The organism is Rhodanobacter lycopersici (assembly GCF_040812335.1).
Classification (GTDB): Bacteria; Pseudomonadota; Gammaproteobacteria; order Xanthomonadales; family Rhodanobacteraceae; genus Rhodanobacter_A; species Rhodanobacter_A lycopersici.
Genome location: NZ_JBFOHK010000003.1, coordinates 120,836 through 140,181 on the forward strand (window position 1 = coordinate 120,836; position 19,346 = coordinate 140,181).

The following is a 19,346-nucleotide window of genomic DNA, read 5'->3' on the forward strand; positions in this document are numbered from 1 at the left end:
GACGGCGCTTGGCTTCGCCGCCCGCTGGCTACAGAATCGTGCCGGCCCTCTTTCGGTTGTGGCAGATCCCATTCGTGCGCTGGTTTCGATCACTACTGGCTGTCGCGCTGGCTGCCGGCATCACCCTGCTCGCGGCATGGCTGCTGATGATGTGGAGCGGGGCAGGTGCGCCGTCGCTGCCCGATTTCACGCAACGTCATCCGATGATGGGAATCGCCTTCGGCCTGCTGTCCACTTTGATCGCGGTGGTGTCGGCGCTGTTGCAGCGGCGCCGGCGCAAGCTGCGCTGACTTGCCGCTTCCAGTTCCCTGGGCCGCCGTTGGTCCCGAGGCCCCCGGTCCACCCGGTTGCCCCTGGCGCAGGCGGGGATTCAGGACAGGTTGGGCGGGAAGGCCTCGCGCAGTTCGTTCACCAGCACGCGCTCGTTCTCCGAGTAGTCGATCGGCACCGACACCAGGTGCACGCCACCCGCCTGGAAGGCGGACTCCAGCGTGGGCGCGAACTGCGCGATGTCGTCGACACGATGCCCCTGGCAGCCGAACGCGCGCGCATACAGCCCGAAGTCGGGGTTGCCGAAGGTCATGCCGTAGTCGGCGAAGCCGTCCACCGCCTGCTTCCAGCGGATCATGCCGTAGGCGTTGTCCTGCAGGATCAGCACCACCAGGTTGAGCTTGAGGCGCACCGCCGTCTCCATCTCCTGGTCGTTCATCATGAAGCCGCCGTCGCCGCACACCGCCAGCACGCGGCGGTCCGGGTACAGCATCGAGGCCATCATCGCCGAGGGCAGGCCGGCGCCCATGGTGGCCAGCGCGTTGTCCAGCAGCAGGGTGTTGGCGACCTGGGTGCGGTAGTTGCGCGCGAACCAGATCTTGTATATGCCGTTGTCCAGCGCCACGATGCCGTCGGACGGCATCACCGCGCGCACGTCGCGCACGATGCGCTGCGGCGTGAAGCGGTCTTCGCCGGCGCGGTCGGCGAGATGCGCGAGGATGCCTTCGCGCAGCGGCAGCAGCGCCTTGGCGTTCGGCACCTTGCCCTCGATGCGGTCGGCCAGCAGCGCCAGCGAGCGGCCCATGTCGCCCACGACCTCGGCCTGCGGGAAGTACACCTGCTCCACGCTGGCCGGCTGGTAGCCGACGTGGATCACGGTAGGGCTGCCGGGACGCATCACGAAGGGCGGCTTCTCGATGGTGTCGTGGCCGATCGCGACGATGACATCGGCGCGGTCGATCGCCCCGTGCACGTAGTCGCGCTCGCTCAGTGCGGCCGTGCCCATGTACAGGCCGGAGCCGCCGGCGACCGCGCCCTTGCCCATCTGCGTGGTGAAGAACGGGATGCCCGCGCGCAGCACGAAGCGCGACAGCGCCTCGCTGGACGCCGGGCGCGAGGCCGCGGCGCCGAGCATCACCAGCGGCCGCTCGGCGGCGCGGATCAATGCGGCGGCGCGCTCCACCGACTCGGCGCCGGCCACCGGCGGCTCCAGCGCATGTGGCGGCACCAGCGGCACCGCTTCGCATTCCATCGCGGCGATGTCCTCGGGCAGCTCCAGGTGCACCGGGCCGGGGCGTCCTTCCTGCGCCATGCGGAAGGCGTCGCGCACCAGGGTGGGAATGGTGGTGGGCGAGACGATCTGCCGCGCCGACTTGGTCAGCGGCTTCATGGTGTTGACGATGTCGACGATCTGGAACTGCGCCTGCCGGCTGGAGCGGATGCCTTTCTGCCCGGTCAGGATGATCATCGGCATCGCGCCGAGGAAGGCATAGGCGGCGCCGGTGGTGAAGTTGAGCGCGCCCGGCCCCAGCGTGCTGAGGCACACGCCCGGCTTGCCGGTGAGGCGGCCGTAGGTGGCGGCCATGAACGCCGCCGCCTGCTCGTGGCGGGTGACCACGAGCTGGATGGAGGAATGGCGCAGCGATTCCACCACGTCGAGGTTTTCCTCGCCGGGTATGCCGAAGATGCGCTCGACGCCTTCGTTCTCCAGCGCGGCCACCAGCAGGTCGGATCCCTTGGTCATGTCGTGACGTTCCACAGGTTGGTTACGCGGTGATGTCGGGGCCTGTTCATCATTTTTCCCGGATAAGCGCATCGCCCTTTGTAGGAGCGGCTTCAGCCGCGATGCTTCCGACATGGCGTTCGAAGGATCTGGAAAGCATCGCGGCTGAAGCCGCTCCTACCCCCGGAAAGGCGAGGCATGCGGGACGCGGGCGGGGTTCGCTCAGAGACGGTCCACCCACACGGTCTGTGCGTTGACGAATTCGCGCAGGCCGAAGTGCGACAGCTCGCGGCCGAAGCCGCTGTGCTTCACGCCGCCGATCGGCACGCGTGGATCGGAGGCGGACCAGCCGTTGATGAACACGCCGCCGGTGACCAGCCGCCGCGCCAGCCGCTTGCCGCGCTCGACGTCGCCGGTCCACAGGTTGCCGCTGAGGCCGTACTCGCTCTGGTTGGCCAGTTCCACCGCGTGGTCGGCATCGCGCGCGGCGATGATCGCTGCCACCGGGCCGAAGGTCTCGGCATCGAACACCGGCATGCCGGGCTTGACGTCGGCGAGCACGGTGGGCGCGTAGAAGAAGCCCTTGCGGTCCAGCCGCTGGCCGCCGAGCAGCAGTTTTGCGCCGGCCTTCAAGCTGTCGGCGACCTGCTGGTGCAACTGCTCCAGCAGGTCGAGGCGGGCGATCGGGCCGACCTGGGTCGCCGCGTCGCGGCCATCGCCCACCACCAGCGCCCTGGTGCGTTCGACGAAGGCCTGGGTGAAGCGCTCCAGCACGGCTTGCTCGACGATCATGCGCTTGGCCGCGATGCACACCTGGCCGGCGTTCTGGAAGCGCGCCGCCACGGCGATTTCGGCGGCCTTCTCCACGTCGGCGTCGGCCAGCACGATGAAGGGATCCGAGCCGCCCAGTTCCAGCACCACCTTCTTGATCGCCTGGCCGGCCTGGCCGGCGATGGTGCGTCCGGCGCCCACGCTGCCGGTGACGGTGACCGCCGCGATGCGCGGATCGGCGATCGCGCTGGCGCTCTGCGCACGGGTGAGGTGGGCGCTGATGAAGGCGTCCGCGGGCAGGCCGGCGGCGCGCCAGGCCTCGTCCAGCAGTTCGGCGCAGCCCACCACGTTCTCGGCCGGCTTCAGCAGGAAGGCGTTGCCGCCCATCAGGATCGGCACCGCCGCACGCATCGCCTGCCAGTAGGGGAAGTTCCACGGCATCACGCCGAGCACCACGCCCAGCGGCAGGTAGGACACGTAGGCCTTGCCGTCCGGCACCTCGGTGGGTTCGTCGGCCAGCCAGCGCGGGCCGTGCTCGGCGTACCAGTCGCACAGGTGCGCGCACTTCTCCACTTCGGCGCGCATGTCGCGCAGCGGTTTGCCCATCTCGGCGGTAGCCATCGCGGCCATCGCCTCGTTGCGCTGGCGCAGCGAGGCGGCCATGGCGCGCAGCACCTCCGCGCGCTGCACCAGGCCGACGCTGCTCCAGCGTGCGAAGCCGGCCTGGGCGCGGTCGAGCAGCGATCCCAGCGCGGCGTCGGTGAGGAAGGGGCGCTCGGCGATCAAGGTGCCGGTGGCGGGGTCGCGCGACACCGAAACGTTGTCGCGCGCGGTCGGGCGGGAGGAGTCGGCAGGCATGGCGTGTTTCCTTCGGGAGTACGTGGCCGCTGCGGCCCACGGTCGATGGCGCGAAACATGGACCTGCGCACCTGCGGGAACAAGACGGGTGGCGATCCTGGGTGCCGTACCACCAGTCTTGGCAGGCGATCCTGGCAGGCTAGCCTTTCGTCCGTCGAAGGTAGGTGACCAGCGACAGGTCATGGCGGTTCTGCGGCACCAGCGCCACGTACTGCAGGTCGACCCGGCCCAGCACGGGGTGGTCGAGCTGCTTGATGCCTTCGTCGAAGCGGCGCACGTCGTGCTCGGGCCACCATCGGCGGAAAGCGTCGCTGCGTTCGGTGAGCTCGGCGATGAGTGCGTCGAAGGAGCGCTTGTCCGCCGCCTGCGCGTAGGCGGCGCGGAAGCCGGCAAGGGTGCCGCGCGCGATCTCTTCCCAGTTGACGATAAGCGTGCGGTAGGGCTGGTACAGGAACATCAGCCGCAGCGTGTTGCGCTCGTGCGGCGCCAGGCTGTCGTAGTCGACGAACAGCCCGGCGATCGCGCGGTTCCAGATCAGGATGTCGAAGCGGTTGTTGCGCACGTAGGCGGGCAGCGGGTCCAGCGCCTGCACGAACTGGCGCAGGCCATCGGTCAGCGACTCGTCGTGGGTGTCCTCCGGCGGCGGGTAGCCGGACAGGGCGAACACGTAGGCGCGCTCGGCGTCGCTCATGCGCAGCACCTGCGCCAGCCGTTCCAGCGCCTCGGGCGAGGCGCGCACGTCGCGGCCCTGCTCGATCCACGTGTACCAGCTCGCGCTGACGTCTGCGGCCAGCGCCACTTCCTCGCGCTTCAGTCCCGGCGTGCGGCGGCGGCCGATGGAGAAGCCCAGCCCGGTCGGCGACACGCGCGCGCGGCAGGCCATCAGGAACGCGCCAAGTTCCTTGCGTTGCGCCGCGTTGTGGGTGGGGGCAGCCATCGTGGTCGGTCGTCTGCGGGTGTTCCCGCATGATAGCGGGGGATCCTCCGGGGCCCGTTCAAAAACCCGCCGTGCTCGCATGGCCCATCTTGCCGGTGGGTAGGAGGTAGGAGCGGCTTCAGCCGCGATGCTTTTGGCAGGGTGTTCGAAAATCTGAAGAGCATCGCGGCTGAAGCCGCTCCTACAGCGGATGGATCGTAGGAGCGGCTTCAGCCGCGATGCTTTTCTCAATAAACATCACGGGCGTAGCGCCCTTCCTGCAGCAACCCGGCCAGCCAGGCGCGGGCATCCTCGGCGGAAAGCCCGCCGTGGGCGACGGCGACTTCGACCAGGGCTTCGTGCACGTCTTTCGCCATGTGCGTCGCGTCGCCGCAGACGTAGAGATGGGCGCCCCCGCGCAACCAGGAGTACAGTTCGCGGCCGTGTTCGCGCAGCCGGTTCTGCACGTAGGTCTTGGCAGCCGCATCGCGCGAGAAGGCGAGATCGAGCCGATGCAGCGCGCCGTCCTTCAAGGCCTGCTGCCACTCGGTCTGGTAAAGGAAGTCCTGCGCGAAATGGCGATTGCCGAAGAACAGCCAGTTGCGCCCCGTGGCGCCGACGGCCTGGCGTTCCTGCACGAAGGCGCGGAACGGCGCCACGCCGGTGCCCGGCCCGATCATGATGATGTCGCGGCTGGCGTCGGCCGGCAGGCGGAAGCGCTCGTTCGGTTCCACGAACACCGGCACGCGCTGCTCGTCGCCGGCCGCGGCGAGGAAGGACGAAGCCGCGCCGAGATGGGCGCTGCCATGGGCGTGGTAGCCCACCACGGCCACGGTGAGGTGCACCTCGTCCTCGCCCACCACCTTCGGGCTGGAGGCGATGGAATACAGCCGCGGGGTGAGCGGACGCAGCGCGGCCACCAGTTGCGCGGCACCCCAGCCCACCGGATGGCGGCGCAGCAGGTCGATCGGCTGGTGCGTGTCCAGCAGCCGGGTCAGTGCCTCGCGCTGCTCCGGCTCCAGCACGCGCGCGAGTTCGGCGTCGCCGCTGGCGGCGGCATGCGCGGCCAGCAGCGGGCGGCTCAGGCGGGTCAGCTCGCGCTCGTGGGTCAGCCAGCGCGCCAGCGGCAGGCGGCTACCATCGTGGGCGACCTCCTGCTCGCCGTCCAGGCGCAGCTCGCGCAACCACTCCCCGACCAGGGCGGGCGGATTGCGCGGCCACACGCCCAGCGCGTCGCCCGGCTCGTAACGCAGGCCGGAGCCCTGCAGCGAGAGTTCGATGTGGCGCACTTCGCGTGCGCTGTCGCGCGAGACGATGCGCTGGTTTTCCAGCACCTCGGCGGCATACGGGTTTTCCCGGCCGTGCAGCACGCTGTTCACCGCATGCAGGGCCACCGGACGCTGGTTCGCCGGAACGGGAGCGGCCGGCGTGCCCAGCGCCTCGCGCGCCTTTTCCAGCACGCCATCGCTCCAGCCCGTGCCCACGGCCTCGAAATCCACGTCGGCCTCGCCCAGCCCGGCGAAGCGCTGCGCGCCAAGTTCGGCGAAACGCGCGTCGAGCTGGCGGCTCACCGCGCAGAACTTCGGGTAGCTGGAATCGCCCAGGCCCAGCACCGCGAACTTCAGCTGCGGCAGCTTCGGGGCGCGTTTGCCGGTGAGGAATTCGACGAAGCCCAGCGCGTCGTCCGGCGGATCGCCGTCGCCCTGGCTGCTGATCACCAGGGCCAGGTGGCGCTCCTGGGCCAGCTCGCGCACGACGTAGGCGCCGGTGCGCAGCAGCCGCACGTTCAGGCCTGCCGCCGTGACGCGTTCGGCCAGCCGCTCGGCCACCCGGCGCGAATTGCCGGTCTGGCTGCCGTAGAGCACGGTCAGCCGCTCGCCCGCAGCCGCGCCCGGCGCCTCGGCCGCGGCGGCACCGGGCGGCAGGACGACACGAGTGGCCTGTGCCGCCAGCGCGGCGCTCCACGCCGAGATCCAGTACAGGTCCGCAGGCGGCAGCCCCTCGGTCAGCCGGCGCAGCAGTGCCAGCCGCTCCGCGGCCAGGCCCGGCGTCGACAGTATCGGTCGTGTGGCAACGCTCACGGTCTTTCCTTTTGGACGTCCATACGTCTTGGCGGCCATGTTAATTCCGCGTTCCACCGGCCTGAAAACACTTGTGGGCATGTGCTTATGCGGGCCGTTCATTTCCGGCCCGCCGGCGCGCGTGCTGACATTCCGCCACCACCTCGCTGCGAGTGCCGATGAGCGCCCTGCCGGAATTCCTCACCTTTACCCTCGTAGGTGTCCTCGCGCAGTTGGTGGACGGCGCGCTGGGCATGGCCTACGGCGTGACCTCGGCCGGGCTGCTGCTGGGCCTGGGCATGCCGCCGGTGATGGCCAGCGCCAGCGTGCACTACGCCGAGACCTTCACCTGCGGCGCGTCCGGGCTCAGCCACCTCGCGGCCGGCAACGTGCGGCGGAAGCTGTTCCTCGCGCTGGCGATCCCCGGTGTGATCGGCGCCCTGCTCGGCGTGTGGCTGGCCGTGCAGCTGCCTGCGTCATGGATGCGCATCGCGCTGACGCCTTACCTGCTGGGCATGGGCCTGTTCCTGTTGCTGCGCGGCGCGAGGCACCCCGGCGAACGCACCGAGCCGCCGCGCGACACGCCATTGCTGGGTGCGGCAGCCGGCTTCCTGGACGCGGTCGGCGGCGGCGGCTGGAGCGCGCTCACCGCCACCACCCTGCTCGCCCGCGGGCTGCAGCCACGTGCGGTGATCGGCAGCGTGCATCTGGCCAAATGCGTGGTGAGCATCGCTGCCAGCGTCGCGTTCCTGTTCGGCATTGGCACCGGCCATGTGGTGGCGGTGCTGGGCCTGATCGCCGGCGGCATCCTCGCGGCACCGTTCGGCGCATTCTTCATCCGCCGCATCCCGGCTCGGGCTGCCACCATGCTGGCGGGGTTGGCGGTGCTGGCGCTGGGCATCAACAACGCGGTGCGCGTGTTGCACTGAGAGTTTGCCTGTGGGCGCGCTTGTCACAAGCAAAAGCAAAAAGCCCCTCTCCCCAGCCCCTCACCCCCAGCCCCTCTCCCACAAGTGTGAGAGGGGAGAAAGCCGCGGCTCCTCCCCACTACAATGCGCGCATGAAACGCGCCCCCACTCCCCGCAAACCCTCGTTGCCCATCGAAGTCCGCGGCTCCGCCCGCCTCCCCTTGGGCATGCCGCCCGCGCAGTTCCTGCGCGACTACTGGCAGAAGCGGCCGTTGCTGATCCGCAACGCCTTCCCGGATTTCGTGCCGCCGATCCAGCCCGAGGACCTGGCCGGCCTGGCCTGCGAGGACGGCGCGCTGTCGCGGCTGATCCGTCACGACGAGGCGCGCGAGCGCTGGCAGGTGAAGACCGGTCCGCTCAGCGAAGACGACTTCGCGAAGACCGGTGACGCGAACTGGACCCTGCTGGTGCAGGACGTGGACAAGTGGGATGCCGACGTGGCCAGCCTGCTGGAAGCCTTCGCCTTCCTGCCCGACTGGCGGGTGGACGACATCATGATTTCCTATGCCGAGCCCGGCGGCGGCGTGGGTGCGCACGTGGACCAGTACGACGTGTTCCTGCTGCAGGGCCTGGGCCAGCGGCACTGGGCGATCAGCACCGATCCTGATGCACCGAAGGATTTCCGCCCCGACGTGGAGCTGAAGCAGCTGCGCGAGTTCACGCCGACCCACGAATGGCTGCTCGAACCTGGCGACATGCTCTACCTGCCGCCCGGCCTGCCGCACGACGGCGTGGCCTTTGGAGGCCCGTGCATGACGATCTCGGTGGGCATGCGCGCGCCCTCGCAGGCGGAACTGATCGGCGACCTCGCCGACTACCTCGCCGAGCGGCTGCACGAAGACCAGCGCTACGCCGACCCCGATCTCGCTCCGGCCAAGGCACCCGGCGAGATCGACGCGGCGGCGCTGGCGCGACTGCGCCGTGCGCTGCCGTTCGCCGCCGCACTGGACGAGGACACGCTGCGCGACTGGTTCGGCCGCTTCATCACCCGTTACCGCAATGCGCAGGCGCCGGCTCCGCCCGATCGCCCGCTGGGTGAGGCCGCCCTGCGCAAGCAACTCGCCTCCGGTGCCCGCTTGTTGCGCCATCCGTGGTCGCGCATGGCGTGGAGTCGCGGCAAGTCCGGCTGCACCCTGTACGCGAACGGCCAAGCCTGGTCGGCCCCGCTGGCGCTGGCACGGCAGCTCTGCGCGCAGCGCGAGGTCGTCGTCGATGCTGCACCGTCCACGGCGGCGGGCGAGCTGTTGCTGGCTCTGGTCAACGAGGGGCATCTGGTGCCGCGCAAGGCGCGCCGGCGGTGAGCGCAGCGGCAGCCGACGGTGATGACACCGGGCGCCGGGCGATCGACGGTCGCGAAGCGCTGGCCACCGCTCGGCTGCAGTTGCTGACCGCCGCGCGTCACCGCTTGGCGCTGCACCTGCCCCTGCTTGGCCGCGACGACTACGGCAATGACGCGGAACTGGCCGAACTCAAGCGCGTCGCCACCTCCGGCCGCCGCGCCGGGATCCGCATCCTGCTGCACGACCCGGCCACGGCGCTGCGCGACGGCCATCGGTTGATCACGCTGTTCCAGCGCCTTACCAGCGCGATCCAGATCCGCACGCCGGTGGAGGACGTGGACCGCCAGTGCGCCAGTGCCTGGCTGCTCACGGATACCGGCGGCTACCTGTTCCTGCCCGATGCCGGCCAGCCTCAGGGCCGCATGGCGCTCGTCGATCGTGCGGCACAGGTGCCCTTGCAACAGCAGTTCGACGAGATCTGGGAGCGCTCTGCCCGCGCCAACGAGCTGCAGGCACTGGATCTGTAGGGACCGGCAGCACGAACGCCGCAAAGTCCTGCCGCACGCCGGTTGCGACCAAAGTCGGTGCCCCGCGACGTGAATTCCGGCTAAGGAGCCCCCATTCCGGGTGGCGCCCGGGTTGCCGCGGCGCAGCAGGCCAAGGCTATAATTAACAGGATTTTTCGCCGGCGATCCGCGCTGCCGAAGGATCGCCGCAAGCCTCTCTTCCCTGCCGGTGGTGACGTGAGTACAAATCTGATCCGCGAGTTCTTCGAATCCTCCCAACTCGCTGGCGGCAACGCCGATTACGTCGAATCCCTGTACGACGCCTGGCTGGCCGACCCCGCGTCGGTTTCCGCCGAGTGGAACACGTATTTCGAGACCTTCAAGGGCCGCGAGGCCGGCGACGTCCCGCACGGCGGCGCCATCGCGCGCATCGAGGCGGCGCAGAAGCAACGCCACGTCGCAGCGGCCGCGCCGGTAGGCGACGAGCACGCGCGCAAGCAGGCCGGCGTGCTGCGCCTGCTGACCGCCTACCGTTCGCGCGGCCACCTCGCCGCCGACCTCGACCCGCTGGGCCTAGCGCACAAGATGGAGGCGCCCGACCTCGGCCTCGCCTTCCACGGCCTCGGCGAAGCCGACCTCGACACCGAGTTCGACTGCGGCACCTATGCCGGCGGCGGCCAGCGCCTGAAGCTGCGCGAGCTGTGGGCGCGCCTGAAGAAGGTGTACACGCGCAGCATCGGCGCGGAGTTCATGTACATCTCCGACCACGCGCAACGCAACTGGATCTATACCCGGCTGGAGCAGGCCAACGGCAGCGCCGGCCTCGACGCCGCCGGCAAGCAGCGCGTGCTGGACGGCCTCACCGCCGCCGACGGCCTGGAGCGCTACCTCCACACCAAGTACGTGGGCCAGAAGCGCTTCTCGCTGGAAGGCGGCGACAGCCTGATCCCGATGCTGGACGACGTGGTACGCGCCGCCGGCGACAACGGCATCAAGGAAGTGGTGATCGGCATGGCCCACCGCGGCCGCCTCAACGTGCTGGTCAACCTCCTCGGCAAGCCGCCGAAGACCCTGTTCGACGAATTCGAGGGCCGCTTCGAGCACCCGGACGACCCTGCGCACTCCGGCGACGTGAAGTACCACATGGGCTTCTCCGCCGACGTCAAGACGCCCAAGGGCGGCACCCACGTGGCGCTGGCGTTCAACCCCTCGCACCTGGAAATCGTCAACCCGGTGGTGGCCGGCTCCGTGCACGCGCGCCAGGTGCGCCGGCACGACGGCGCCCACCAGCAGTCGATGGCGGTGCTGATCCACGGCGACGCCGCGCTGGCCGGCCAGGGCGTGAACATGGAACTGTTCAACATGTCGCAGGCCCGCGGCTTCAAGATCGGCGGCAGCCTGCACATCGTGGTGAACAACCAGGTGGGCTTCACCACCTCCAACCCGCAGGACGCGCGCTCCACGATGTACTGCACCGATCTGGCCAAGATGGTCAACGCGCCGGTGCTGCACGTGAACGGCGACGATCCGGAAGCGGTGATCGAGGCCACCCGCCTCGCCTACGATTTCCGCAAGACCTTCCGCAAGGACGTGGTGATCGACCTGGTGTGCTACCGCCGCCACGGCCACAACGAGGCCGACGAGCCCACCGCCACCCAACCAGTGATGTACCAGGTCATCAAGAAGCTGCCGCCGGCCCGCGAGTTGTACGGCCAGCAGTTGGTGAAGGAAGGCGTGATCGCCGACGGCGACGTGCAGAAGCAGTTCGACGCCTACCGCGACCGCCTGGAAGCGGGCAAGCCGATGACCGAGCTCGATCCCGCCCCGAAGCGCGACATCCACATCGACTGGATGCGCTTCCTCAAGGGCAAGCTGTCCGACAAGACCGACACCACGCTGCCGAAGCAGCGGCTGCTGGAGCTGGCCAGCCAGCTGCTGGACATCCCCAAGGACATCGCCCTGCAGTCGCGCGTGGCGAAGATCTACGACGACCGCCGCAAGATGGCCGCCGGCGAGCAGCCGGGCGACTGGGGCTTCGCCGAGAACCTGGCCTACGCCAGCCTGATCGACGCCGGCCACAACCTGCGCCTGGTCGGCCAGGATTCCGGCCGCGGCACCTTCTTCCACCGCCACGCGGTGCTGCACGACCAGAAGGACGGCCGCACCTACATGCCGCTGGCCACGGTCCGCGACGGCGCCGACGTGGAGGTGATCGACTCGCTGCTCAGCGAGGAGGCGGTGATGGCCTTCGAATACGGCCACTCCACCACCGATCCCGACACGCTCAATATCTGGGAAGGCCAGTTCGGCGACTTCGCCAACGGCGCCCAGGTGGTGATCGACCAGTTCATCAGCTCCGGTGAGGCGAAGTGGAACCGCCTGTGCGGCCTGGCGCTGTTCCTGCCGCACGGCTACGAAGGCCAGGGTCCGGAGCACTCCTCCGCACGCCTGGAGCGCTTCCTGCAGCTGTGCGCGTTCGACAACATGCAGGTCTGCGTGCCGACCACGCCGGCGCAGGATTTCCACATGATCCGCCGCCAGATGCTGCGCCCGGTGCGCAAGCCGCTGATCGTGATGACGCCGAAGTCGCTGCTGCGCCACAAGCTGGCCGTGTCCACGCTGGACGAGCTGGCCGGCGGCAGCTTCCAGCTGGTGATCGGCGAGCACCGCGAACTCAACGCCAAGAAGGTGAAGCGCGTGGTGCTGTGCGCCGGCAAGGTCTACTACGACCTGCTGGAGGACGCCGAGAAGCGCGGCCTCGCCGACGTGGCGATCGTGCGCGTGGAGCAGCTCTACCCGTTCCCGCGCGCCGAGGTCTCCGCCGAGCTGGAGAAGTACCCGGCCGCGAAGGAAGTGGTGTGGTGCCAGGAGGAGCCGATGAACCAGGGCGCCTGGTTCCAGATCCGCCACCACCTGCAGGCCTGCGTGGGCAGCAAGCAGAGTCTCTCCTACGCCGGCCGCGCGCGTTCGCCGGCGCCCGCCGCCGGCCACCTCAACACCCACGTCGCCGAGCAGGCCGCGCTGGTCGAGCAGGCGCTGGTCGCGCCGATCGGCACCGACCACTCCGCAGAGTAAGCTTCAACGCATTGCGTGGCCACGGATGGCCGCTTTCGATTCTTGCGCTCCAGGGCGAGCGCACCAACCCCAAGGGTCCGTCATGTCCATCGAAGTCAAAGTCCCCGTCCTGCCCGAGTCGGTCTCCGACGCCACCATCGCCACCTGGCACAAGAAGGCCGGCGATGCGGTGAAGCGCGACGAGAACCTGGTCGACCTGGAAACCGACAAGGTGGTGCTGGAAGTGCCCGCCCCGGTCGACGGCGTGATCAAGGAGATCAGGCAGGAGACCGGCGCCACGGTGAACAGCCAGCAGGTGATCGCGATCATCGAGGAAGGCGCCGCCGCTCCTGCGCCGGCTCCGGCCGCCCCTGCTCCGGCTCCCGCGGCCGCGGCGCCCGCCCCGGCCGCGACCAAGGCTGCCGCCGCCGAGCTTTCGCCCGCCGCGCAGCGCGTCGCCACCGAGAACAAGGTCGACACCTCCGCCATCGCCGGCACCGGCCGCGACGGCCGCATCATCAAGGAGGATGTGGTCAACGCCGGCTCGCGTCCGGCCGCGGCTCCGGCCTCTGCGCCGGCGGCGAAGCCCACCCCGGGTGCGCGTCCGGAAGAGCGCGTGCCGATGACCCGCATGCGCGCGAAGATCGCCGAGCGCCTGATGCAGTCGAAGAACTCGATCGCCATGCTCACCTCGTTCAACGAAGTGAACCTGGCTGCGGTCAGCAAGATGCGCAAGGATCTCGGCGAGCAGTTCCAGAAGGAACACGGCGTCAAGCTCGGCTTCATGAGCTTCTTCGTCAAGGCCACGGTCGAGGCGCTGAAGCGCCATCCGATCGTCAACGCCTCGGTGGACGGCAACGACGTCATCTACCACGGCTACCAGGACGTCTCGATCGCGGTGTCCACCGACAAGGGCCTGGTCACCCCGGTGCTGCGCAACGCCGAGAACATGAGCTTCGCCGACATCGAGAAGGCCATCGGCGACTACGCCAAGAAGGCCCGCGACGGCAAGCTGACCCTGGACGACCTGCAGGGCGGCACCTTCACCATCACCAACGGCGGCACCTTCGGCTCGCTGCTCTCCACCCCGATCGTCAACCCGCCGCAGAGCGCCATCCTCGGCATGCACACGATCAAGGAGCGCGCCGTGGTCGAGAACGGGCAGGTGATCGCCGCGCCGATGATGTACATCGCGATCAGCTACGACCACCGCATCATCGACGGCAAGGACGCGGTGCTGTTCCTGGTCGACATCAAGAACCAGCTCGAGAACCCGCACAAGATGCTCCTGGGCATCTGAGCCCTTGTGCCCCTCTCCCACCGGGAGAGGGGTTGGGGTGAGGGTCCGGCACCGCCGCAACGCCTCGCTCCGCACGTACCCTCACCCGCCCTTTGGGCACCCTCTCCCGACGGGAGAGGGACAAAGCGAGAAACGACATGAGCGACAAATTCGACGTCATCGTCATCGGCGCCGGCCCGGCCGGCTATGTGGCCGCGATCCGCGCCGCGCAGCTGGGCCTGAAGACCGCATGCGTGGACGCCTTCACCGGCAAGGACGGCAAGCAGGCCCTGGGCGGCACCTGCCTCAACGTGGGCTGCATCCCGTCCAAGGCGCTGCTGGATTCCTCGCGCCAGTACTGGAACATCGCGCACAACCTGCCGGTGCACGGCATCAGCGTGAAGGACGCCAAGGTCGACATGGCCACCTTCATCGGCCGCAAGGACAAGATCGTCAAGCAGTTCACCGGCGGCATCGGCCAGCTGTTCAAGGCGAACAAGGTCACCCCGTACTACGGCACCGGCAAGCTGCTGAAGGGCAACAGCGTCGAGATCACCGCCGCCGACGGCAGCAAGCAGACGATCAGCGCCACCAACGTGATCCTCGCCTCGGGTTCGGTGCCGATCGAGCTGCCGTTCGCCAAGTTCGACGGCAAGAACATCGTCGACAACGCCGGCGCGCTGGACTTCACCGAAGTGCCAAAGCGCCTGGGCGTGATCGGCGCCGGCGTGATCGGCCTCGAGCTCGGCAGCGTGTGGCGCCGCATGGGTTCCGAGGTCACCATCATCGAAGCGCTGCCGGACTTCCTCTCGGTGGCCGATGCCGACATCGCCAAGCTCGCGGCCAAGGAATTCGCCAAGCAGGGCTTGGACATCAAGCTCGACGCCAAGCTCAACAAGGCCGAGGTGAAGAAGGATGGCGTGCACCTCACCTACACCGACAAGAGCGGCGAGCAGCAACTGGTGGTCGACAAGCTGCTGGTGGCCGTGGGCCGCCGCGCCTACAGCACCGGCCTGCTGGCCGACGACACCGGCGTGAAGCTGGACGAGCGCGGCCGCATCCTGGTGGACGAGCACTGCCACACCGGCGTGGACGGCGTGTGGGCGATCGGCGACGCGGTGCGCGGCCCGATGCTGGCGCACAAGGGTTCCGAGGAAGGCGTGGCGGTGGCCGAGTGGATCGCCGGCAAGGCCGGCCACGTCAACTACGACACCGTGCCCTTCGTGATCTATACCGAGCCGGAAGTGGCCTGGGCCGGCAAGACCGAGAAGGAACTGAAGGACGCCGGCATCCCGTACAAGGTCGGCACCTTCCCGTTCGCCGCGATCGGCCGCGCCGTGGCGATGAATGAGGCCGTGGGCCAGGTGAAGATGCTCGCCCACGCCGACACCGACCGCATCCTCGGCGTGCACATGGTCGGCCCGGGCGTGTCCGAGCTGATCGCCGAGTGCGTGGTGGCGATGGAGTTCAAGGGCTCCTCCGAAGACCTCGCCCGCATCGTCCATGCCCATCCGACCCTGTCGGAAGCCGTGCACGAGGCGGCGCTGTCGGTGGACAAGCGCGCCATCCACAAGGGCAATTGAAGTCAGGATGACTTCATCCCGGACAGCACAGGGATGTGCGTCGATCCGGGATCCACTTGGAATGGATGACCTCATCCCGTGCAGGCCGTGGATGGCCGACGACACGGGATCCACGCGGCCCGCTCATGGAAACATGGCGGGCCGCCTGCATTCACCGCCGTCATTCCGGCGTAGGCTGGAATCCAGTTTCAATACGCTGTGCGAAGCACTCAAAAAGGTTTTGTGTCCTTCGGACGCGTCACTTGAACTGGATGACCAGCTTCGCTGTTGTGAAGCTCCTCCGGCCTTCGCCGGTATGACGAGCAAAAAGCGAGCCCTTCGACATGCCCCAACCCACCTCCCTCTGCGTCTATTGCGGCTCCAGCTCCGGCATGCATCCCGAATACGCCGAACAGGCGCGCGCCTTCGGCATTGAAATGGCCAGGCGCGGCATCGCGCTGGTGTACGGCGGCGGCAATGTGGGACTGATGGGCATCGTCGCCGATGCGGTGCTGGCCGGCGGTGGCAAGGTGGTCGGCGTGATTCCGCGCCAGCTGGTCGAGCGCGAAGTGGCACACAAGGGACTCAGCGAACTGGTGGTGGTGGACACCATGCACCAGCGCAAGACACGCATGTACGAACTGTCCGACGCCTTCGTCGCCCTGCCCGGCGGCTTCGGCACCATGGACGAGATGTTCGAGATGCTGACCTGGGCCCAGCTCGGCCTGCACCGCCACCCCTGCGCGTTCCTCGATGTGCGCGGCTATTACCGTGACCTGCGCACGATGATGGACCACATGGTGGCCGAGGGTTTCGTGCAGTCCGGCCAGCGCGGCAGCCTGTGGTTCGGCGAGTCCATCGCCGCGCTGTTCGACTGGATGGCGCACTACGACGGCGGCAACGCCACCCGCGTGATCGGCCCGTCCAGCATCAAGGCCTGAGTGGAGAAAACCCCGTGACCAGCTTCCGCGCCTTCCGCATCCACAACGACGACGCCGGCTACCGCGCCGGCATCGAAGAGATGGCCACCGACGCGCTGACACCCGGCGAGGTGCTGGTCAAGGTCGCGTACTCCTCGGTCAACTACAAGGATGCGCTGGCCGGCACCGGCAAGGGCAAGATCCTGCGCCAATACCCGCTCAACGGCGGCATCGACGCGGCCGGCCATGTGGTCGCTTCCACCGACCCCGCATTCAAGGAAGGCGACGCGGTGCTGTGCACCGGCAGCGGCCTTTCGGAAACACGCGATGGCGGCTATGCGGAATACGCACGACTGGACGCGCGCTGGACGATCCCGCTGCCGCAGGGCCTGTCGCTGCGCGAAAGCATGATCCTCGGCACCGCCGGCTTCACCGCCGCGCTGGCGCTGGTGCACATGCTGGACAACGGCCAGGCGCCCGCGCTGGGCCCGCTCGCCGTCACCGGCGCCAGCGGCGGCGTGGGCCAGCTCGCCATCGACATCTTCAGCCGCGCCGGCTACACGGTGCATGCGATCAGCGGCAAGGCCGCGCATTTCGATTTCCTGCGCTCGCTGGGCGCGGCCGAATGCATCGACCGCCACGCACTCGCCTTCAGCGGCAAGCCGATGGACTCGGTCCGCTTCGGCGGCGCGCTGGACAACGTGGGCGGCGCGATGCTGGCCGGCTTGCTGCCGCTGGTCGCGCCCTACGGCAACGTGGCGATCTGCGGCAACGCCGGCGGCATCGCTTTCGACAGCACGGTGATGCCGTTCATCATCCGCGGCGTGAACCTGCTTGGCGTGGCCTCGGCCGGCACCGCCCGCCCCGTGCGCGAGCGCGTCTGGCAGCACCTGGCCGGCGACTGGAAGCCGCGTCAGCTGGAGCGCATCGCCACCCGCGAGGCGACGCTGGACGAACTGCCCGGGGTGTTCGGCCGCATGCTGGCCGGCGATTCCTTCGGCCGAACCGTGGTGCGTGTCGGAGGGGGTTGAAAATACACGGCTTGGAAGCACCGCCTCACCGGCATAGAATCCACCGAAACAACAAGGGGACACCTACGTATGGCACGCATCCTGATCGTCGACGACTCGCCGTCGCAGCTCCTGGGCCTGAAGCGCATCGTCGAGAAGCTCGGTCACGAGACCCTCACCGCCGAGGACGGCGCCGCCGGTGTCGAGGTGGCCAAGCGCGAGATCCCCGACCTGATCCTGATGGACGTGGTGATGCCCAACCTCAACGGTTTCCAGGCCACCCGCACGATCAGCAAGGACGCCAGCACGGCGCACATTCCGGTGGTGCTGGTGACCACCAAGGACCAGGAAACCGACAAGGTGTGGGGCATGCGCCAGGGCGCGCGCGCCTACGTCACCAAGCCGATCAAGGAAGAGGAACTGGTGGCCACGCTGAAGGAACTGCTGCCGGCCTGAGCCGGTGGCATGCAACAGCAAAGAAGAACGGCGCCCTTGGGCGCCGTTCTTCTTTGGGGGCTCGTCCGGAATCGTGCGCATCATTCTCGCGCTTCGCCCGAACCCTCACCCCTGCCCCTCGCCCGGAGGGAGAGGGACTTCGGATCAGTGGCGCGGATCGTAATCCGCGAACTGCGCCCGCAGCGCCTCGTAGGCCGCACGCTGGGCGTCGCTGGACACCGCCGGCGCACGGACCGACAGCTCCACCAGCTGGTCGCCAGGATGCGCGCCCGGCATGCCGCGCCCCTTCAGGCGCAACTTGCGCCCCGACTGCGAGCCGGCTGGGATGCGCAGCTCCACCGTGCCGGCCAGGGTCGGCACCGGTACCGTGGCGCCCAGCGCCGCCTCCCACGGGCTGATCGGCAACACATGCAGCACGTCGCGGCCGTCCAGCTTGAAGCGGGTATCGTCGCGGATGCCTACCTCCAGCAGCAGGTCGCCCTTCGGGCCGCCATGGCCGCCGGGATGGCCCTGCCCTGCCAGCCGGATCACCTGGCCTGGCTGGATGCCGGCGGGAATCTTCACTTCCAGCACGCGTTCCTCGCCGCGACCATCGACCAGGGACAGCCGGGTGCGGCCGCCGTCGAACGCGGTCTGCAGATCGACCTGCACCTGTGCCTGCACGTCCCGACCGCGCCGCGCGCGAGGCTGGCCATGCTGGCCATGGCCACCGGCGGCGCGACCGAACAGGCTCTCGAAGAAGTCGCTGAAATCGCCGTCGCCGCCGAAATCGGAAGACTGACCCTGGCCCCAGCCCGGCGGCGGCCGGAACTGCTCGCCACCGCGATAACCGCCGGCGCGCAGCTGATCGTAGGCGCGGCGCTTCTCGGCGTCCAGCAGCACTTCCTGCGCCTCGTTCGCGGCCTTGAACTTCTCCTCGGCGCCCGCTTCCTTGTTCTTGTCCGGGTGGTACTTGCGCGCCAGCTTGCGGTAGGCGGTCTTGATCTCCGCCTCGCTGGCCTCGGGCTTCACGCCCAGGATCTCGTAATAGTCTTTGAATTCCACTGCAACTCCCTCGCCCGGCCAACTACGGCCGCCGCAACGCCAGACGGCCCACGGCGGATCATCGTCCGCCGCGGGCCGCACCTGCAAGCTGCGATGGATCAGTGGGCCGTGTCGATCACGATGCGGCGCGGCGCGCGCTCGGCCTTCTTCGGTATCACGATCTCCAGCACGCCGTGGCGGTTGCTGGCGGTGATGTGCTCGGCGTCGACGCTGTCGGGCAGCACGAAGCGGCGATGGAACGGACCGTGCGACCGCTCCTGCCGCGAGAAACGGCCGGACGCATCGGCCGGCTCGGCCGCGCGTTCGCCGCTGATCGACAGCACGTTGCGGTCCATGTTCACCTCGATCGCCGCGGGATCGACGCCGGGGACGTCGGCACGGATCACGAAGCGCTCGCCTTCCTCGCGGATGTCGACGCGCGGCGCCCACGCCGCGGCACCCGTCGGCAGGCCGGCGTCGGACTCCGCGGAACGGTCGAACGCATGGTGGAATGCCCGCGCGTCGCGCGGTAGGCCCCACATCACATGATGGTCCAGGCTCATCGGAAACTCCTCTTGATGGATTGCGGCACGCTGCCGCCTGCCGGCAGAGATAGGTGCGCCGGGCGGCGATTCAAGGCGACAACATCGGGTAGCAACCGCTAGCATCAGCGGGTTGCCATTGCTTCAG

16 protein-coding genes are annotated in these 19,346 nt (G+C 68.9%); 10 read left to right on the forward strand and 6 right to left on the reverse strand.

Translation table 11 applies throughout. The annotated features are described in order from the left end of the window. Positions 1–8: 8 nt before the first annotated feature. Entirely contained in the window at positions 9–290 is a 282-nt protein-coding gene (locus tag ABQJ54_RS11900) for a hypothetical protein (protein ID WP_367854527.1), read from the forward strand. An 80-nt stretch (positions 291–370) separates the two neighbouring features. On the opposite strand, the gene ABQJ54_RS11905 is transcribed toward ABQJ54_RS11900, so the two are convergent. From ABQJ54_RS11905 to ABQJ54_RS11920, 4 genes are all read right to left on the reverse strand, one after another. Then, the gene (locus tag ABQJ54_RS11905) at positions 371–2,014 is read right to left on the reverse strand and encodes an acetolactate synthase large subunit (protein WP_367854528.1); all 1,644 of its coding nucleotides are present in this window, start codon (positions 2,012–2,014) and stop codon (positions 371–373) included. A 201-nt stretch (positions 2,015–2,215) separates the two neighbouring features. Further along, complete coding sequence (locus ABQJ54_RS11910) at positions 2,216–3,622, reverse strand: NAD-dependent succinate-semialdehyde dehydrogenase (RefSeq protein WP_367854529.1); 1,407 nt, start codon at positions 3,620–3,622, stop codon at positions 2,216–2,218. Between the two features lie 139 nt (positions 3,623–3,761). Beyond that, a complete protein-coding gene (locus tag ABQJ54_RS11915; protein WP_367854531.1) occupies positions 3,762–4,559 on the reverse strand; it encodes a helix-turn-helix transcriptional regulator in 798 nt (265 codons plus the stop codon). Between the two features lie 227 nt (positions 4,560–4,786). Next, positions 4,787–6,619, reverse strand: coding sequence for an assimilatory sulfite reductase (NADPH) flavoprotein subunit (locus tag ABQJ54_RS11920; RefSeq protein ID WP_367854532.1), 1,833 nt, complete (start codon positions 6,617–6,619; stop codon positions 4,787–4,789). A 158-nt stretch (positions 6,620–6,777) separates the two neighbouring features. Here ABQJ54_RS11920 and ABQJ54_RS11925 point away from each other — a divergent pair, with 158 nt between their 5' ends. The 9 genes from ABQJ54_RS11925 to pilH all read left to right on the forward strand — a co-directional run bounded on the left by ABQJ54_RS11925 (position 6,778) and on the right by pilH (position 17,633). Next, complete coding sequence (locus ABQJ54_RS11925) at positions 6,778–7,527, forward strand: sulfite exporter TauE/SafE family protein (RefSeq protein ID WP_367854533.1); 750 nt, start codon at positions 6,778–6,780, stop codon at positions 7,525–7,527. Between the two features lie 131 nt (positions 7,528–7,658). Further along, positions 7,659–8,867 (forward strand): ribosomal protein uL16 3-hydroxylase, encoded by a 1,209-nt coding sequence (locus ABQJ54_RS11930; protein WP_367854534.1) that lies wholly within the window; start codon positions 7,659–7,661, stop codon positions 8,865–8,867. Continuing rightward, on the forward strand, positions 8,864–9,373 hold the full coding sequence (locus ABQJ54_RS11935) for a DUF7931 domain-containing protein (RefSeq protein WP_367854535.1): 510 nt from the start codon (positions 8,864–8,866) through the stop codon (positions 9,371–9,373). The genes ABQJ54_RS11930 and ABQJ54_RS11935 overlap by 4 nt, the downstream gene beginning before the upstream one ends. Positions 9,374–9,589: 216 nt before the next feature. Beyond that, complete coding sequence (locus ABQJ54_RS11940; RefSeq protein WP_367854536.1) at positions 9,590–12,427, forward strand: 2-oxoglutarate dehydrogenase E1 component; 2,838 nt, start codon at positions 9,590–9,592, stop codon at positions 12,425–12,427. Between the two features lie 82 nt (positions 12,428–12,509). Further along, positions 12,510–13,706 (forward strand): 2-oxoglutarate dehydrogenase complex dihydrolipoyllysine-residue succinyltransferase, encoded by a 1,197-nt coding sequence (gene odhB / locus ABQJ54_RS11945; RefSeq protein WP_367854537.1) that lies wholly within the window; start codon positions 12,510–12,512, stop codon positions 13,704–13,706. Positions 13,707–13,843: 137 nt separating this feature from the next. Then, positions 13,844–15,268 (forward strand): dihydrolipoyl dehydrogenase, encoded by a 1,425-nt coding sequence (gene lpdA / locus ABQJ54_RS11950; RefSeq protein WP_367854538.1) that lies wholly within the window; start codon positions 13,844–13,846, stop codon positions 15,266–15,268. Between the two features lie 323 nt (positions 15,269–15,591). After that, positions 15,592–16,188: an LOG family protein gene (locus ABQJ54_RS11955; RefSeq protein WP_367854539.1), complete on the forward strand. Its 597-nt coding sequence runs from the start codon at positions 15,592–15,594 to the stop codon at positions 16,186–16,188. A 14-nt stretch (positions 16,189–16,202) separates the two neighbouring features. Next, positions 16,203–17,198, forward strand: a complete 996-nt coding sequence (locus ABQJ54_RS11960; RefSeq protein ID WP_367854540.1) for a YhdH/YhfP family quinone oxidoreductase — start codon at positions 16,203–16,205, stop codon at positions 17,196–17,198. 69 nt (positions 17,199–17,267) lie between these two features. Beyond that, positions 17,268–17,633: a twitching motility response regulator PilH gene (pilH, locus tag ABQJ54_RS11965; protein ID WP_367845065.1), complete on the forward strand. Its 366-nt coding sequence runs from the start codon at positions 17,268–17,270 to the stop codon at positions 17,631–17,633. A gap of 144 nt (positions 17,634–17,777) precedes the next feature. Here the strand turns inward: pilH and ABQJ54_RS11970 are convergent, their stop codons facing one another. Further along, positions 17,778–18,677, reverse strand: a complete 900-nt coding sequence (locus ABQJ54_RS11970; RefSeq protein WP_367854541.1) for a DnaJ C-terminal domain-containing protein — start codon at positions 18,675–18,677, stop codon at positions 17,778–17,780. A gap of 98 nt (positions 18,678–18,775) precedes the next feature. Continuing rightward, the gene (locus tag ABQJ54_RS11975) at positions 18,776–19,219 is read right to left on the reverse strand and encodes an Hsp20/alpha crystallin family protein (protein WP_367854542.1); all 444 of its coding nucleotides are present in this window, start codon (positions 19,217–19,219) and stop codon (positions 18,776–18,778) included. Positions 19,220–19,346: the final 127 nt, after the last annotated feature.